We start from the raw sequence: 15,661 nt of genomic DNA, 5'->3' as shown, positions 1-15,661 counted from the left end.
CCTGCCTCTCTGCCCGCGACCTCGCACGCTACGGCCTGCTCTTCGCGCGCAAGGGCGAGGGCATCGATGGCCGCCGCGTCGGCGATGCCGCCTTCATCGAACAAACGCGCTACAACCCCGGCCTTCCAATGCCGAAACCACGCGACTGGATGCGCTATAGCCGCCAGATGACGACCGATGGTACCTGGCTTGGCCACGGCGGCTACGCAGGCCAATATATGCTCGCAAACCCTGACACCGGCATTGTCGTCGTCTACTTCGGCGTGCTCGAAAACACAGGCGACCCTGACCCCGATCCAAACTTCCAAGGTCCTCTGGTGAAGATGATGGCAAAACTCGCCGCGGAAGTTTGAGCGAGTGGTAGACGTGCTGGAGCATTTACCAAGAACGAGCAACCAAGCAAAGGGGAAACACAATGACAATGAATCGACGCGATATTCTCAAGGGGGCCGCAGGGTCGTCCGTAGCCATCGGTGGACTGAGTTGGTCCAGCCTTCATGCGATCGCGCAGACAAACAAAAAGAACACGCTGACCTGGATTTGGGACATAGCGTACCAGAACATGAACCCAGCCATTGCTAATGCGGCCGAACTCTATGTGCTAGGCAGCGTCTACGAGACCCTCTTTGCCTACAAGGACGGGAAGGTCCTGCCGAAACTGGCAAGCGCTTGGGAGGGTGCGGAGGGTGGCAAGACTTGGACTGTCAAACTGCGCGAAGGGGTAAAGTTCCACGACGGATCGCCGCTGAATTCGGCGGCTGTCAAGAAGTCGTTCGAATATACGCGTGATCTTGGGAAAGGGGCGAGCTACCTGTATGCGGGCTTGGAACATGTAGAGACGCCGGACGAACATACCCTCATCTTCCGTTTCAAAGACGCCATCGCCTTCGATCTCGTGGCGGGTGCACAATCTGGTGGTTACGTGATCGGTCCGGCAGGCATCGACAAGGGCGACGAATGGCTGAACCAGGGCAATGCGATCGGCACAGGGCCCTACAAGTTGACAGAGTTCCGGCAGGGAAAGCTAATCGTCCTCGACAAATTCGAAGATTACTGGGGCGGATGGAAAAGTGGCCAAATCGACCGTGTTCTTCATCCCTATGTGGCCGAAGTGTCGACGCGCATTCAGATGATCCGCTCCGGCGAAGCAAACCTTTGCCCTCGTATTCCCGCTACGCAGATCGAGAGCCTCAAGGCTTTGCCCAATGTTTCCGTCGCGGATATTCCGAGCTGGCGCACACAATTTTATATGATTAACACCCAAAAATATCCCACAGACAATCTGAAATTCCGACAAGCTCTGTTATCTCTTTGGGATCACGAGTCAGTACTGAAGGACATCTTTCATGGCATCGCCAAAAAGCCGGTAGGTCCCGTCGTATCGACCTTGTGGGGTCATGGAACATACGACGTGGGCAAATATGATCCACAAAAGGCGCTAATACTCCTTGAAGAATCGGGCATTCCTAAGAAAGATTGGAAGATAAAGGCACTGTACTACGCCGGTAATCAAGAGCAGATCGATGCAATAGAGCTGTTCCGGGCCAACGCCGAGGCTGTCGGCCTCGATGTCGAGCTCGAGCTTGAGGCGGTCGCCACCACCTACAACACGAAGGCTCGGTCTCCTGAAACGACCGGTCACCTGAACGCGATGGTAAATTGGCCAGGTTATCCCTCTCCGCAGGATTTTTTGGGAATCTTTAAGAGCGAAGAGAAACCCGTCTGGAACTTTTCCTATTACCACGACGAAGAGTACGACCGCCTGGTAGGCGAGGGCTTCCAATTGGAAGGTGTCGACAAGGACGCTGCGGCTAAGGCCTATATTGCCGCCCAAGACAGGGTGATGCAGAATGCCGTCGCCATCTTCTATGCCGATGTTGACCGGGTCGTCGCCTATTCCTCCGATATCAAAGGAATGGAACAAGCCAACAATCCCGCCTACGAATGGATCTCCCTCTACAGCCTGAGCAGATAGGCGGCTTTGCTTAGCTGAAAGTAACGGGAGGATATCACGGCTATGGCAGTGCACTTGGTTCAACGGCTGTTGATGATCGTTGGCGTCGTACTTGGCGTCGTCACCATAATGTTCGTCCTGAGCCGAGTGCTTGCCCCCTCGCCCGCGGAGTTGATGCTGGGGCAGAGGCCTTCCGCTGAGATGACCGACAAGATGAACGACGAGCTCGGACTCAATAGACCGCTCGCGGTTCAATATTTGGGTTTCATTGGCAATGTGCTGCGTGGAGAGTTGGGCAACAGCCTGCTTACCAAGCGGCCTGTGCTGTCGGAGGTAGGCGAGCGGTTTGGCGCGACGTTCGAACTCACCACCTTGGCGATGGTGATCGTTCTGCTCATTGGCATTCCGATCGGAGTTCTTTCCGCTGTAAAGCAGAACTCGATCGTCGACAATGTCGTCCGGACGGCCTCGGTTGCTGGCGTCGCGGTCCCCTCTTTCATCCTGGCGATGTCACTGCAGCTCCTCTTTTACGGCGCTCTCGGATGGCTGCCGCTCCAGGGTCGCGTGGATACTTCGATCCTTTTGGGCAGCCCGATCAGGCCGATCACCGGTCTGTTCCTTATCGATGCCCCTCTTACCGGCAATTGGGAGGGTTTCATGAGCGCTCTTGCACACATAGCGCTGCCACTCCTCACCTTGACCATCCTGCTACTTGCTACCGTGACACGCATCACGCGCAACATGATGATCGAGGTTCTGAAGGAGGAGTATATTCGGACTGCGTTTGCCTATGGCCTGCCGAAGTCCGTGATTTACTATCGGTATGCGTTGAAGGCCACCCTCATACCAATCCTGACGGTCGTTGGGTTGACCTATGGATTCCTTCTGGGCGGAGCCGTTGTGGTTGAGTCAGTCTTCGACTGGCCAGGACTGGGTGCCTTTGTGGTCTCGTCGATCGCGCAGAACGACTACCCCGCCTCGCTCGGCGCCACACTCTTTCTTGCCGGCACATACCTCCTGGTCAATCTGATCGTCGACCTTCTGTATGCGGTCGTCGATCCCCGGCTCAGAACAGCGTGATGGAGATGATGATGCAAACCGATGTCATCGAGTGGCCCAGCCGCCTGATCCGGGCAAGAGCATTCTTTAGGCAACACCGGCTGTTCGTTTTTGGCGCGGCCATCCTCTTGGTGGTGGTTTCATGTGCGGTGCTGGCCACCTGGATTGCACCCTATGAGCCGACCAAAATCATCATGTCGGAGCGGCTTTTAGCCCCCGGCGCCGAGCATCTGATGGGCACGGATCGCTTCGGCAGGGATATCTTCGCCCGGGTGCTTCATGGAGGAAGGATATCGCTGCTCGTCGGCCTTTGTGTTGTCCTTCTATCCTTAGTCATCGGCGTCCCCATCGGACTTGTGGCAGGGTATTTTGGTGGCAGGACCGACCTTCTTTTGATGCGTATAGCAGATGTCTTCTTGGCCTTTCCGCCGCTGCTTCTGCCGATCGCCATCATTGCTGCACTTGGTCCTGGCATTTGGAGCGCTGTGATCGCGCTCGGTGTTTCATGGTTCCCAGGAACGGCGCGCATTATGCGCGGCGCGGTTCTGCGAGTGCGCGAGGAACTTTACATCGGCGCCGCGCGAACGATCGGTTTGGGGCATCCGAGCATTCTGGTTCGCCACGTGCTGCCAAACTCGTTGACGCCGGTCATCGTTGCGGCCTCGGCGGATTTTGGCTACGCGATCTTGGCAGGGGCATCGCTGAGCTTTATCGGCTTGGGCGCAAGGGCTCCGGCGGTCGAGTGGGGTCTAATGGCGGCGGATTCCCGCGTCGACTTCCTCGATCATTGGTGGACTGCGCTGTTTCCGGGTCTGGCCATCTTCGTGACAGTGCTTGCGCTCAATCTCGTTGGCGACGGTCTCCGCGATATTCTGGACCCAAAGCAGGGTCGACCGGAATGAGCGACCCGGTTCTTCAGGTGAGCGGCCTCGGAGTGACTTTTCCCGGTCTTTTCCGATCGACTTCGATCCTGCGCGGCGTTGATTTCGAAGTTGCCGCAGGCGAAGTGCTCGGCTTGGTGGGTGAGTCGGGCTGCGGGAAGTCCATGACCGCGAGCGCCTGTCTTGGCATGGTGCCGCCGCCCGGTTGCATCACCGGCAGCATCAGGATCGACGGGCAGGAGGTCATTGGGCGGCCCGAGTCCGAACTGCGCGCGATGCGCGGCAGCCGCGTTGCGATGATCTTCCAAAATCCTATGCGTTCCATGAACCCGTTCTTCACGCTTGGGCGGCAGATGATCGATGTCATTTGTTGCCACCGACCGGTCGGCCGGCGAGAAGCGCGTACCGTGGCTCTGAGCGAGCTCAAGGCCGTGCGCATCCCTGACCCGGAGCTGGCACTTCAGAAGTACCCGCACCAGCTTTCAGGCGGGCAGATCCAGCGTGCCCTGATTGCGCTCGCGCTCGCCTGCCAGCCGCGCCTTTTGATCGCCGATGAGCCCACAACGGCGCTCGACGTGACCATCCAGGCACAAATCGTCTGGCTCCTGCGGCGCCTCGCCGATGAGAAGGGCCTTGCCGTCGTGTTCATCACACACGATCTCGGCATCGTTTCGCAACTTTGCGACCGCGTGGCCGTCATGTATGCGGGCCGGATCGTTGAGATGGGCAGCGTGGAGGGGGTGATTGACCAGCCTCGCCATCCCTACACGGCAAAGCTGCTGGGTACTGTTCCCGTAGTTGGCCGCGGTACCGGCGATCTCGTCTCGATACCCGGCCATGTACCCGATCCTGGCGTAATACCGACGGGCTGCGCGTTTCACGACCGGTGCGACCGGGCGACTGGCATCTGCGCAGAGGCGGATCCGCCGGCCCGGACCTTTGGCGAGGGCCACCTGGCACTATGCCATCATGCCGTTCGCCATCAGCAGGTCACGGAGGCACCATGAACGCCGCACCGCCCGTTCGCCTGGTCTCCGTGGAGGGTCTGTGCAAAGTGTATCCCACGCGCCAGGGTGCCATAAAGGCCTTGGACGATATCAGCTTTCAGATCGCGCCGGGCGAGACGCTAGCACTCGTCGGCGAGTCGGGCTGCGGCAAGAGTACGCTCGCCTCCGCACTCCTGGGGCTTATGAAATTCGATGCAGGCACAATCGAGATCGGCGGCAATGCAGTCACCGCCCACCGATACGGAACCACAATGCCCCCACGCCGCGACGTCGGCGTGGTGTTCCAGAACCCGCATTCCTCCCTCGATCCGAGGATGAAGGTGCGCTCGCTCGTCGGCGAACCGCTGAGCGGTATTCTAGGCATACGGGGCGAAGCCGTCACCCGGCGCGCCGGCGAACTGCTGAGCCAAGTTGGACTCGGCGTGGATTACCTCAACCGTTATCCCCATCAGCTCTCGGGCGGGCAAATGCAGCGCGTCGCCATCGCACGTGCGTTGGCGCTTGAACCACGGCTGCTTGTGCTCGATGAGCCTACCGCGGCGCTCGATGTCTCCGTGCAAGCCCAGATTTTGAAGCTTCTTAAGGCTCTCCAGGCCAGATCAAACGTCAGCTACCTATTCATCACGCACGATCTTGGTGTCGTAGACTACATCGCCCACCGCGTCGCCGTCATGTATCTTGGCCGGATCGTTGAGAGCGGGTCCGTTGATGAGGTCTTCGCCGGTCCGCGCCACCCATACACGCGGGCATTGCTCGACGCCGTCCCGGTCATCGATCCTCGGCGACGGCGCCAGTCCCCACCGCTCGACGGCGAGGTCCCGAGCCCTCTCAACCGCCTTCCCGGCTGCGCCTTCGCACCACGTTGCCGTTGGGCGATGAACGAGTGTCGCTCATCGGAGCCCGCGCTTTGTGAAGAAGAGCCTAGACGACGGGCTTATGCTTGTTTCCGTCCATTAGCGCCCGAAAAACGTCCCCCATAAAGAGACCTGCATGAAGCTGCGTGAATATGCAGGCGGCCGTAGAAGGCGCCAGCATTACGATTGCCGAAGCGTGAGCCTCACTACTAACGAACCCCATCTTTGAAAGGCCCACCACATGACGCTCCTCTCGATCGCCAATCCTGATCTCGACATCTTGTTTGACAACCAGCCACGCTGGAATCTGCCGAACTACCGCCGCCGCGGCTTCCACAACATCCACACCACAGTGCGCTATACGATGTCGCTACGCGCCCCCCGCGTCCTGCCGCTCAGGAAACAGATCGACTGGACCATCGGGGACCGGCCCGACGTCGCACGCTTCCTCGCCATGCCGCATTTCTCGGCCTTCATTGTGGTGCGCGGCGAGCGCATCCCCTACGAGCGTTATGCCCCGGACTTCGGGCCCGACAGGCCACATCCCATCATGTCTATCACCCAGACGACACTCAACCTGATGCTCGGCCGCGCGGTGGCCTACGGCCTCGTCAATCTCAACGAGCGAGTAGGTACTTATCTGCCGGAGATCGGCACGGGCTACTCCGAGGCGACCGTCAAGGCGGCCGCCGACATGAACGTCGCCAACGGCTACGCAGAGGACTACACCGAATCCTACACGTGGTCCGACTTGGATGCCTCCAACGGGTGGCGCCTGCCGGTGGAGGGTCACAAGGAAGAGACGACTCGCTCCTTCATCTGCGGCATCACCGGTGGCGATCTGGCGACCGGCCACGCCCTTTACAAGATGACGAACAGCGATGTCGTTGGCTGGATTATCGAGCGCGCCAGCGGCCGGGCGTTGCGCTATTGGCTGATCGAGGTCGTCGAAGCGGCCGGCCTCGAGGGATGCTTCCACATCACCTGCGACCGCGAGGGCGTTCCACTGATTAGTGGCGGCGCCTGCCTCTCCGCCCGCGATCACGCGCGCTACGGCCTTCTCTTGGCGCGCAACGGCGAGGGTATCGACGGGCGCCGCGTCGGCGATGCCGCCCTCATTGAAGATTCACGCCGAAACCCCGGCCCTCCAATGCCGAAACCGCGCGACTGGATGCGCTATAGCGGCCAGCTAACGAACCGACGGCATCTGGCTAGGCGACGGCGGCTACGGCGGTCAGTACATGCTCGCAAATCCTGACACCGGCATCGTCGTCGTCTGCTTCAACGTGCTCGAGAACACGGGTGACCCCCACCCCGATCCCGCCTTCAAGGTCATCTGGTGAAGATGACGGCCAAACTCGCTGCGCAACGTTGACTCAGTACTAAGCCTTGGCGTTGCAGGGTTGCCTGGCGGTTGCAATTTACTTGCCGTGCTTTGCCATCGCGGTGTCGGGGTCAAACGGCAAATCGCTCATAAAGCCAAAGGATGTGGAGGGAAAGATGAACCCAATTAACACCAACCTTACTGAAGATGACGTCGTACGCGATATAGGCTACGTTTCTATGGCGGACGGAACGCGCATAGCTCACATTACCTGGCGCCCGAAATCTGGCCACTATCCGACAGTCTTCTGGTATTCCCATTACAAAGCTAGTGCCGCACCTTTCGAAATGGCAAAGCAATTTCTCGAAGCCGGCTACGCTTTCGTCGGCGCCAACTTTCCTGCAACGGGTTGCTCAGAAGGAATTGTTGAATATTGGTATGACAACAAGGAAGGCGTTTATGGAGCCGAGGTGGTGGAATGGATTGCCCGACAGCCTTGGAGCGACGGCAACGTTGGAATGATCGGTAATTCAACTCCCGGTGTAATTCAATTCTGGGTCGCAGCAGAGCGACCTCCTCACCTAAGAGCCATCGTGGCGAGCGGGATAGGGGATGGCTACGAGAATTTCGTCTACGTTGGCGGGATATTCCAGCTTGGTGCCGCGGCGTGGGAAGTCACGACCAAGGCGACGCAGGCAGCCGGTGCAGAGTGGCGCATAAACGCGGGAGATAGCCAATGCGCCGCGATTCGCCGGGGTAAGCAAGTCGTCAAACGCGGATTTCTCGATGAGGTTAGGAGCCGCCCACTCAAGGATGAATGGTGGGATGCAGTCACATTGGCCCGCCCGGAGGTTGCCGGCAAGGTCGATGTCCCGACTATGATTGTTGCCTCATGGCAGGATGAATCCTGCCGCTGCGCCAGTCAAAGCGCCCGGCTATTTACTCACCTACTCAGAAGTGTGAAGCACAAGAAACTTCTGCTGATGAACGGTGATCACAATGTCGCCGGTCCCCACCCAACTATGGGAGTTCGAAGCTATGGCTTTGTGGATACGGAGCAGATGAGGTTCCTGGACCGTTGGGTGAAGGGCATAAAGAATGGTGTAGAAAACGAAGCTCCTGTCACTGTGTTTTGGGACGTTCGAGAGGTTGCTGGAAACGCTAAGAAGGCGGTTGCCGGGTGGATGACGACGCACGAGACGTGGCCAGAACCGACCATTGAGCGTCGTCCCTTCTATCTTACAGCCGATGCCGCGCTATCCTCTGACGAGCCAAGTGGCAACTCAACCGATGGCGCCCGGGCCTATCTCTACCCAACGGCAGCAGAGCTCGTTGGAAGCAGTGAGCAGTTTGCGCTCCAGCCATATTCGCCAGGCGTATTAAATTACAGAACGGAGCCGTCTGATTCAGACATGGTCATGCTTGGGAACCCCGAGGTCACGCTATACCTCAGTATTGATTATGGCAATGATACTGACTTGGGATTATCGCTGAAAGATATCGATGAAGAAGGCAATGTTCTCTTTCTGCAAGGAGGCTTGCTGCGAGCTTCGCTACGAGCGATCGATAAAGAGCAGACATGTGAAGAGGTGATTCATTCGTTTCGTAGAAGCGCAAAGCTCGTACCAAGTGAAATCTACGAGATACGGATGTCATTGCTGAACCCGATTGCTCATGTCGTCCGGCAAGGGCACTGTCTCGAGCTAACTATCGGCGCACCGTGCTCTATTCTCGACCAGCAAACTGCTCCCCACCGATATCCGCACAACTTTCAAAGCAGCATCCCCGTCGGTGGCCCGTCAGTCAATAGGGTCTATCACTCGAAGAAGTACCCTTCGAAAATCCTGCTTCCCATCATACCGGGTGCAGTAGCCCAGGCGTCCCCGCCTGACCCCCTCGCGTTGCGAGGCCAGCCTTTTCGAAAGCAAACTGAGTTTGTGCCTGGAGGGCTACCCATTTTGTAACTTCAGCTCAGACGCTACTTCCTTCAGCATCTCGGCGCACGCGAGGGCGTACCGAATGAGGAACTATAGCTTCGCGCCACTTCTATGTGGAAAGTAGAGGACAATGAGATACACTCCGCACATCGACGCTGAAGCAGACGTCACTCACATAATAGTGTGACGCGAGCAGTAGGTCCGAGTGTTTTAGTTGCCGATCCGAAAGTTTTTGGGGCGGAAACTCCTTATCAACTGCTATCGTATTTCACAAAACGTCTGAGGAAGGTGCTCCAAATGGGTAAACTCAAATTACCGGCAGGCAAGAAAATAGCGGTTAATCTAGGCGCCGACTTCGACGCTCAAGCATTGTGGCTTGGCGGTTTCAACCGCCCCACCCCCTCGGCCATGTCCAGAGGTGAATTTGGCGCGGCCGTTGGCGTGCCGCGGTTACTTGATCTATTCAAGCGCGAAGGCATCAGATCCACATTTTTCACACCTGCCCACACCGTCGACACCTTCCCCGAAGTCAGCAAGCGCATCCGCGACGAAGGCCACGAGATCGGCCACCATGGCTACTATCATGAAAACCCGACACTGCTGTCCAGTGACACTGAGAAACGGCTAATGGATCTTGCGTTCAGGACATATAAGAAGGTGCTCGACCTTCGGCCGGTCGGGTACCGGTCTCCCTATTGGGACTTTAGTGACAATACACTCGATTTGATCGAGGAAGCGGGCTTTAGTTATGACAGTAGCTTGATGGCGCGGGACCTGGTCCCTTACCGACCCCAGCGCTGGCAGATACGTTGGGAAGAGGGCAATGTCGCCGGTCCAGCAAGCAAGGTGCTAGAGCTTCCCGTCAGCTGGTATCTGGACGATTGGCCGCCATTCGCCTATACTGGCACTCACGTAGGTATGGGCGATACGGATATTGTTCTTCGTCGCTGGAAGGACATCTTTGACTACGCCTATAAGAACCAGCCCGACGGTGTTTATACGTTGGCACTGCACCCACAAATCATTGGTCAAGCCCATCACATGGTCCTGTTGGAGCGTCTGATCAAACATATCAAATCTCACGAGGGCGTTTGGTTCGCGACCTGTGAGGAAATCGCCGGGTGCTGGGAGGACGACGCTGACGACCGCCGCCTGATGGCGCTACCCGACGCCCGCGGCGTTGAGCCAATGCCCGCTGATTATAGTTGGCCTGGACGACAGGTGTGATTGCACGCTAGAGACGCGGTTGATCGACAATGTCGAGGTGCCTCCCGGCGAGGAGCCATCACGCGGACAGCGGCTGAGGCAGACCGCGCCCGGCCATCACTTCGAACCGATTGGTGCGTGGGGCCAATTGGACTAGACGTCATGTTCCGAGGGTCTGAGATCGGGTGGGCCCGCCCTTTCGTGCGATTAACAGACGAGGGTTGCTTCTCTATTCGGCGTGTTGAAGTCAAGCGCTTTTCGAGCCTTCAGCTTCGCCGACGTTGCGCTCTTTCGCGGGGTCTTGCTCCTCTCCGGGCGGCTCGATCGACCGCGAGCAAGGCATTTCGAAGGCGGGCAATCCGAGCATTTTACCTGAAAATCCATCCCAGGGCAGGTTCGAAAGCGCGGCTTTTTGCGAGCTGGCTCGCCAAAAGCTCTTGAGCAGCTGCTCTCTTGCTCGCTGTTCTCTTCGGGCGGCTTCACATCACCGCGCTCGCTATGCCTTGGCCAAGAGGGCGTAGCTTGCTGTGAAACGCCCGAATTTGTGGTCGCCACAAGTCACCGGTTTATAGCGACGCGGGTTGCCATCGGTGACGCAGGCGCCAGCGGTTCGATGATTGCACATCGAAATCAGCATCGATAAAGACGGGGATCGAATAGGGCTCCCGCCCAGTGGTGTTGACTACGCGATGCATGTTCGCATGATAGACATCATTGGTGAGCCGCTGGATCAGATCGCCAATGTTGATGACGAAGGTGCCGTGGATAGCTGTGCCCTCTACCCAGTCGCCGTCGCGATTCATGACCTGCAGACTACCGACGTCGTCCTGTGCCAGGATGGTCAGATTGCCATAGTCCGTGTGCGCACCGATACCGATGATGTTTCCCCGACATAGCCACCCGGCGGAGGGTAGTGGAGAAGGCGCTGGATACTGATCGGGTGGCGCATCAGTTTCTCGAAATGATTTTCCTGCAAGTCCAGACTGAGAGCGATGCCACACCCTCCAGGGTCGAGCGTTCAGGGCCGATGTCAAAGCATTCTTTGAGGTCTTTCGTCTTGCCTGGATCGGTGTTTTCCCCGAATGGCTCGATGTATCCGCGCAGCGCCACATCCGATTTGCTTACGTGCAGTTCCATCTTCTGCGGCATAGGCAAATCAAAAAACCGGCGACTCACGTCGAACACCGAATCGACGAACTCCTGAGGAATGCCATGGTTCTTGACGTACATGAAATCATTGTTCGACAGCGCCCAACGTATCTGCTTGGCCACTGCCTGCTTATTGCTGCCATCGAGAAGGGGCGCGATATCGACCACCGGAATTTTGTCGAAGCTTTCGCGCTTCGCACGCAGCTTGTCGTCCAGTCTGGCAACGAGATCTACGGACATCGGACACTTTGGTTTGACGGAGGGAAACCGGCCGACCTTGGCCCATTCGTTCCGATCTCCTCAACTGCAATAATATTGTTGTCGGATTACTTCTAATAACCTGGCGTCACCGGTGCGGACGGCACGGACAATCCGATCCTGATGGATTCCGGCATCCCTGTCTATGCTGTCTTGAGAATGCAAAATCTTGCGGAGCTCGACATCAAACCATTATCGCCAACCAAAGCGGTATCTATCCGGTCGTTGGTCGGAAAATCGCCATCCACGCAGGCGATCCTTTGTTGCCGATGATTAAATCGCTCAATCCAGCCAAAGGCCTAGCAGATGGGTGAATCGTTCCCATTTTCGAGATGCCGGGGCTCCAAACCCCCGCCTCGTGTCGGCTGCTGAAAAGATTCGACTTATTGACATGCTGTCGAACTGCGGCTTTCGAAAGCTTGAGGCCACTTCATTCGTGTCACCGAAGTGGGTACCGCAAATGGCCGATGCGGCCGAGGTCATGGCCGGTATTCGCCGCGCGCCGGACGTCGTCTATGCGGTGCTGGTCCCCAAAGGGCTACGAGGTGGCGCGGTCGGCCAACGCTGACGAGATCGCCGTGTTCGCATCGGCCTCGGAAACCTTTAACCGCAGGAACATCAACTGTTCGATTGCCGAGAGCTTCGAGCGTTCCGCCCGTGCTCGCATGTCAGCCAAGATATTTGACGCCAATGAAGCCTGTGAACTTGGAATGCTTTCCTGCGCTGGCCGCCGGCCGACCTTGACGCAGCGGTCGAGCCGAGATCCGGCGGCCCTATCGCTCCGCCTCTCCGCAAGCCGTCGCCGCCGCCAGGGCGCTTGCGCGCCGACTTAGGTCGGCAATCGATGACGCGATAATCGGCGAAACGGCCGCTCTGCTGGCCAATGCGTGGGAATTGACCGACGCCGCCGAAGGAATCGCGGCTTTCTGCGAAGGCCGTGGGCCATGCTGGCAGGCGTGAGGCTGGGGTCATGTACCTTTGCTTATCGATGGTCGACAACTGTGTTTCGGCATGTAACGCAGAGACGCCAAGGCAAGTTCAGGCACAATGACCATGTCAATTGGCTCTATCCAACTGCCGGCTAATCGACATCATGCTTTCTTTTCTGTCTCTGCTGCTCGCCCTGATGTTGGTAACACTCGTTGGTCCGGGGATGTTAACGCTGGTCTTTATGATCGGCATTTCGTATGTGCCGGTCTTTGGCCGATTGACGCGCAGCGCCGTCATGGTGGTCAGCAACCGCGATTTCGTGACTGCGAGTAGGTCGTTTGGCGCGACCGACGCACGCACCATGCGTCGCACATCCTTCCGAATGTCCTCGGACCGATCATCGTGATGAGCAGCTTGACCATTGCGGGAGCAAAGAGACGAAGGAAGCCTCAGCTTTTTGAGCATGGGCATTCAGCCGCGCGAACCCGAGTTGGGGAACCTGATTTGGGACGGAGTCGTGGTTATCCTCCAGAACCCTGATGGCAGTGCGTGCCGGAAGCCGGGAAACATCTATGCGGACCTATACCCGCGCATATGAAGGAACTTGAATCCAAGCGGCAAAGCTGGACTCGGCGTGATAAGCCCATCCGAAGGCGAATGCTGGCCGCGAGCAACGGCCAAACTTTTCTTGGCCAATGCGCCGACGTGACATCGCGTGACATCCCATCCCTCAATCCATTGTATCGATTGACAGAACTACAGATCAACACGCTCGTCTAGACACCCGCGCACGGGTCTCATTATCTCGCGAAGCTCAGCCACCGGCCCTGGCCAGTATGGGCTAAAGCTTACCGAACCGGTAGTCCTCCGGGCACAACTCAGTTTGCTTCCGAGAAGGCTGGCCTCGCAACGCGAGGGGGTCAGGCGCGGGCGCTTGGGGTACTGCCCCCGGTGTGATGGGAAGCAGGATTTTCGAAGGGTACTTCTTCGAATGATAGACCACCGACAGGGGACCGGCGATATTGTGATCACCGTTCGTCAACAAAAGTTTTTGGTGCTCCACGCCTGTCAGTAGTTGAGATAATAGCCGGGCGCCCTCATCGAGAAGCGCCACAGGTTCAAGGTAACGTTACAAGACCAGAGCTGGTGCGGCGTGGCTCATATCAATTTCACCGTGGCTACCAAAATTTTGATATTAGCGAGCCTTTCGGTGACGGCTATGTTGGCGTGGATCTGGAAGTTATGGGGATCTTTGCTTAGGCCAAAACTGGATACGCTGCCGACCTATAGCTCGGGTAGACCTCGCTCTCGGCGCCGGCGAGCCTCGAGCGTCCGAAGCGCGCAGCGGATTGAAGCTGATTTGTGGAACTCGAAGGGCGATGGGTCATGAGCATCAGAGTTGGGCAAAGGGATGAAAAATGTTGAACCCCATCACCGTTGAGATCGTCAGGAATGGATTGATATCCGCCGCGGAAGAAATGAACGCGATGCTGATCCGCTCCGCATTCACGCCGATCATCTATGAGATGAAGGATTGCGCTGTTGCGATCCTGGACCGCGACCACAAGGTTCTCGGCCAATCGTCGGGCCTGCCGATATTTCTCGGCAATTTGGAAATCTGTTCGGAATATACGGAGCGCAAATTCGGCAGGCACATTTGGCGCGAAGGCGACATCTGGGCACTGAACGACACTTACGTGGTTGGAACCCATCTCAATGACGTCTCTGTATATGCACCGATCTTTTTCAGGGGCGAGCTCTTTGGCTTCGCCGTATCCCGAGCCCATTGGCTGGACATTGGCGGCAAGGATCCGGGACAGTCGTTCGATTCAACGGAGATATTCCAAGAGGGCCTACGCCTTCCGCCCACCCGAGTGGCAATAGGAGGTGAAATCAATCACGACGTGGTCGACGTGATCGAGGCCAACACCCGATTACCCAAGGGAGTAATCGGCGATCTCAAGGCGCAGATCGCGGCTGCGAACGTCGGGTCTCGCCGCGTCATCGAACTCCTCGACAAATATGAAGTTGAAGTTGTTAACGAGGCAAAGAAAGTCATCTTCGATCAAACCGAAAGCTTTGAACGGGCAGCCATCGCAGCGATTCCGGATGGAGAATACTCGGCGGAAGGCTTTGTCGACGATGACGGATTGGGGAACGGCCCGCTTCAGGTGAAAATGCGAGTTACTGTAAAGGGTAGCGATATCGAAATCGATGTAACCGAGGCGAGTGATCAGGCGCCTGGCCCGATCAACAGCGGGGCTTCCCAGACAATCTCAGCATGTCGAGTCGGATTCAAATATCTGTTCGCATCCGACAAGCCGGTTAACGGTGGCTCGTTTCGATCGCTGTCAGTAAGACTGCGCGAAGGATCGTTTCTCGCCTGTACCTGTCCCGCACCCGCAAACTGGTACTTTAGTTCCCTGGGGTTGCAAATCGACCTCCTCGCCAAGGCACTGGCCGATGGGATGCCAGACCACGTTACAGCTGCTGATTATGGCGATTCAAATCCGGTGATCATGTCGGGCATGGATCCCCGTAGCGGAGGGATTTTTATCGATTTCGAGTGCCATGTCGGAGGCTGGGGGGCGTTCCGTGGCCATGATGGGATCTCGGGGCTGATCAACAAAGTGAATGGCGGCCTGAGGGACATTCCCATAGAAGTTTGCGAAACGCGCTATCCGCTCAGGATAAGGGAGTATTGCCTCCGCCCAGATTCCGGCGGCGCCGGACAATGGCGTGGCGGCTGCGGCATAAACAAGACGTATGAGATGCTGTCCGACAATTGCTCTGCCGGCTTCTGGTGGGAAAGGTCTGTTACCCCTGCTTGGGGCCTCCTCGGCGGGATGCATGGACGTCCGCCATCAGTAATCGTGAAATCTTCCGAAGCAGGAGAGATCAGCCGCCTGAAAGCCAATGGCATCAAGCTGAAGTCAGGCGATTTGATTATTTGCCGATCCGGCGGGGGCGGCGGGTACGGTTACGCTTCGCAACGCGATAGAAAAGCAGTCGAAGACGACATCGCGGACGGTTTTATTACCGTGGAAGGCGCAATTCAAGATTACGGCTACGAACTGAACCGCTGATCGAAGAGTTCGTTCG

13 protein-coding genes and 1 pseudogene are annotated in these 15,661 nt (G+C 57.4%); 12 read left to right on the top strand and 2 right to left on the bottom strand.

Features of this window, described 5'->3' with window-relative positions; genetic code table 11:
* The 9 genes from EN914_RS00420 to EN914_RS00380 all read left to right on the top strand — a co-directional run.
* Window positions 1-353 (top strand): serine hydrolase (locus tag EN914_RS00420; protein ID WP_164752741.1); only part of this gene is annotated, 353 nt, incomplete at its 5' end.
* 68 nt (window positions 354-421) lie between these two features.
* Window positions 422-1,975, top strand: coding sequence for an ABC transporter substrate-binding protein (locus EN914_RS00415; RefSeq protein ID WP_245265433.1), 1,554 nt, complete (start codon window positions 422-424; stop codon window positions 1,973-1,975).
* 42 nt (window positions 1,976-2,017) lie between these two features.
* On the top strand, window positions 2,018-3,034 hold the full coding sequence (locus EN914_RS00410) for an ABC transporter permease (protein WP_024505809.1): 1,017 nt from the start codon (window positions 2,018-2,020) through the stop codon (window positions 3,032-3,034).
* Window positions 3,034-3,915 (top strand): ABC transporter permease, encoded by an 882-nt coding sequence (locus EN914_RS00405; RefSeq protein WP_245265432.1) that lies wholly within the window; start codon window positions 3,034-3,036, stop codon window positions 3,913-3,915. Before EN914_RS00410 ends, EN914_RS00405 begins: the two co-directional genes overlap by 1 nt.
* Window positions 3,912-4,901, top strand: coding sequence for an ABC transporter ATP-binding protein (locus tag EN914_RS00400; protein ID WP_024505807.1), 990 nt, complete (start codon window positions 3,912-3,914; stop codon window positions 4,899-4,901). Before EN914_RS00405 ends, EN914_RS00400 begins: the two co-directional genes overlap by 4 nt.
* Window positions 4,898-5,881, top strand: a complete 984-nt coding sequence (locus EN914_RS00395) for an ABC transporter ATP-binding protein (RefSeq protein ID WP_024505806.1) — start codon at window positions 4,898-4,900, stop codon at window positions 5,879-5,881. Before EN914_RS00400 ends, EN914_RS00395 begins: the two co-directional genes overlap by 4 nt.
* A gap of 115 nt (window positions 5,882-5,996) precedes the next feature.
* Window positions 5,997-7,013 carry a serine hydrolase gene (locus EN914_RS00390; protein ID WP_032899848.1) on the top strand — a complete coding sequence of 339 codons (1,017 nt, stop codon included), beginning with the start codon at window positions 5,997-5,999 and terminating at the stop codon, window positions 7,011-7,013.
* Between the two features lie 242 nt (window positions 7,014-7,255).
* Complete coding sequence (locus tag EN914_RS00385; RefSeq protein ID WP_032899849.1) at window positions 7,256-9,043, top strand: CocE/NonD family hydrolase; 1,788 nt, start codon at window positions 7,256-7,258, stop codon at window positions 9,041-9,043.
* A gap of 270 nt (window positions 9,044-9,313) precedes the next feature.
* On the top strand, window positions 9,314-10,243 hold the full coding sequence (locus EN914_RS00380) for a polysaccharide deacetylase (protein WP_024505804.1): 930 nt from the start codon (window positions 9,314-9,316) through the stop codon (window positions 10,241-10,243).
* 545 nt (window positions 10,244-10,788) lie between these two features.
* Here the strand turns inward: EN914_RS00380 and EN914_RS38680 are convergent.
* Together EN914_RS38680 and EN914_RS38675 are read right to left on the bottom strand one after the other, a co-directional pair.
* Entirely contained in the window at window positions 10,789-11,223 is a 435-nt protein-coding gene (locus EN914_RS38680; RefSeq protein WP_164782112.1) for an isopenicillin N synthase family oxygenase, read from the bottom strand.
* Window positions 11,171-11,611: a 2-oxoglutarate and iron-dependent oxygenase domain-containing protein gene (locus tag EN914_RS38675; protein ID WP_206521635.1), complete on the bottom strand. Its 441-nt coding sequence runs from the start codon at window positions 11,609-11,611 to the stop codon at window positions 11,171-11,173. The genes EN914_RS38680 and EN914_RS38675 overlap by 53 nt, the downstream gene beginning before the upstream one ends.
* Before the next feature lie 376 nt (window positions 11,612-11,987).
* Between EN914_RS38675 and EN914_RS00365 the strand changes: the two are divergent.
* From EN914_RS00365 to EN914_RS00355, 3 genes and pseudogenes are all read left to right on the top strand, one after another.
* Window positions 11,988-12,279, top strand: a pseudogene (locus EN914_RS00365) (hydroxymethylglutaryl-CoA lyase); the annotation flags it as partial.
* A 410-nt stretch (window positions 12,280-12,689) separates the two neighbouring features.
* Complete coding sequence (locus EN914_RS40085; protein WP_024505865.1) at window positions 12,690-12,965, top strand: ABC transporter permease subunit; 276 nt, start codon at window positions 12,690-12,692, stop codon at window positions 12,963-12,965.
* A 1,012-nt stretch (window positions 12,966-13,977) separates the two neighbouring features.
* Complete coding sequence (locus tag EN914_RS00355) at window positions 13,978-15,645, top strand: hydantoinase B/oxoprolinase family protein (RefSeq protein ID WP_024505866.1); 1,668 nt, start codon at window positions 13,978-13,980, stop codon at window positions 15,643-15,645.
* The last annotated feature ends 16 nt before the right edge of the window (window positions 15,646-15,661 follow it).

The organism is Mesorhizobium sp. M7A.F.Ca.CA.001.08.2.1 (assembly GCF_003998455.1).
Taxonomy (GTDB): Bacteria; Pseudomonadota; Alphaproteobacteria; order Rhizobiales; family Rhizobiaceae; genus Mesorhizobium; species Mesorhizobium ciceri.
Note: the sequence above shows the minus strand (reverse complement) of the source record. Positions and strands in the feature narration are given on the sequence as shown.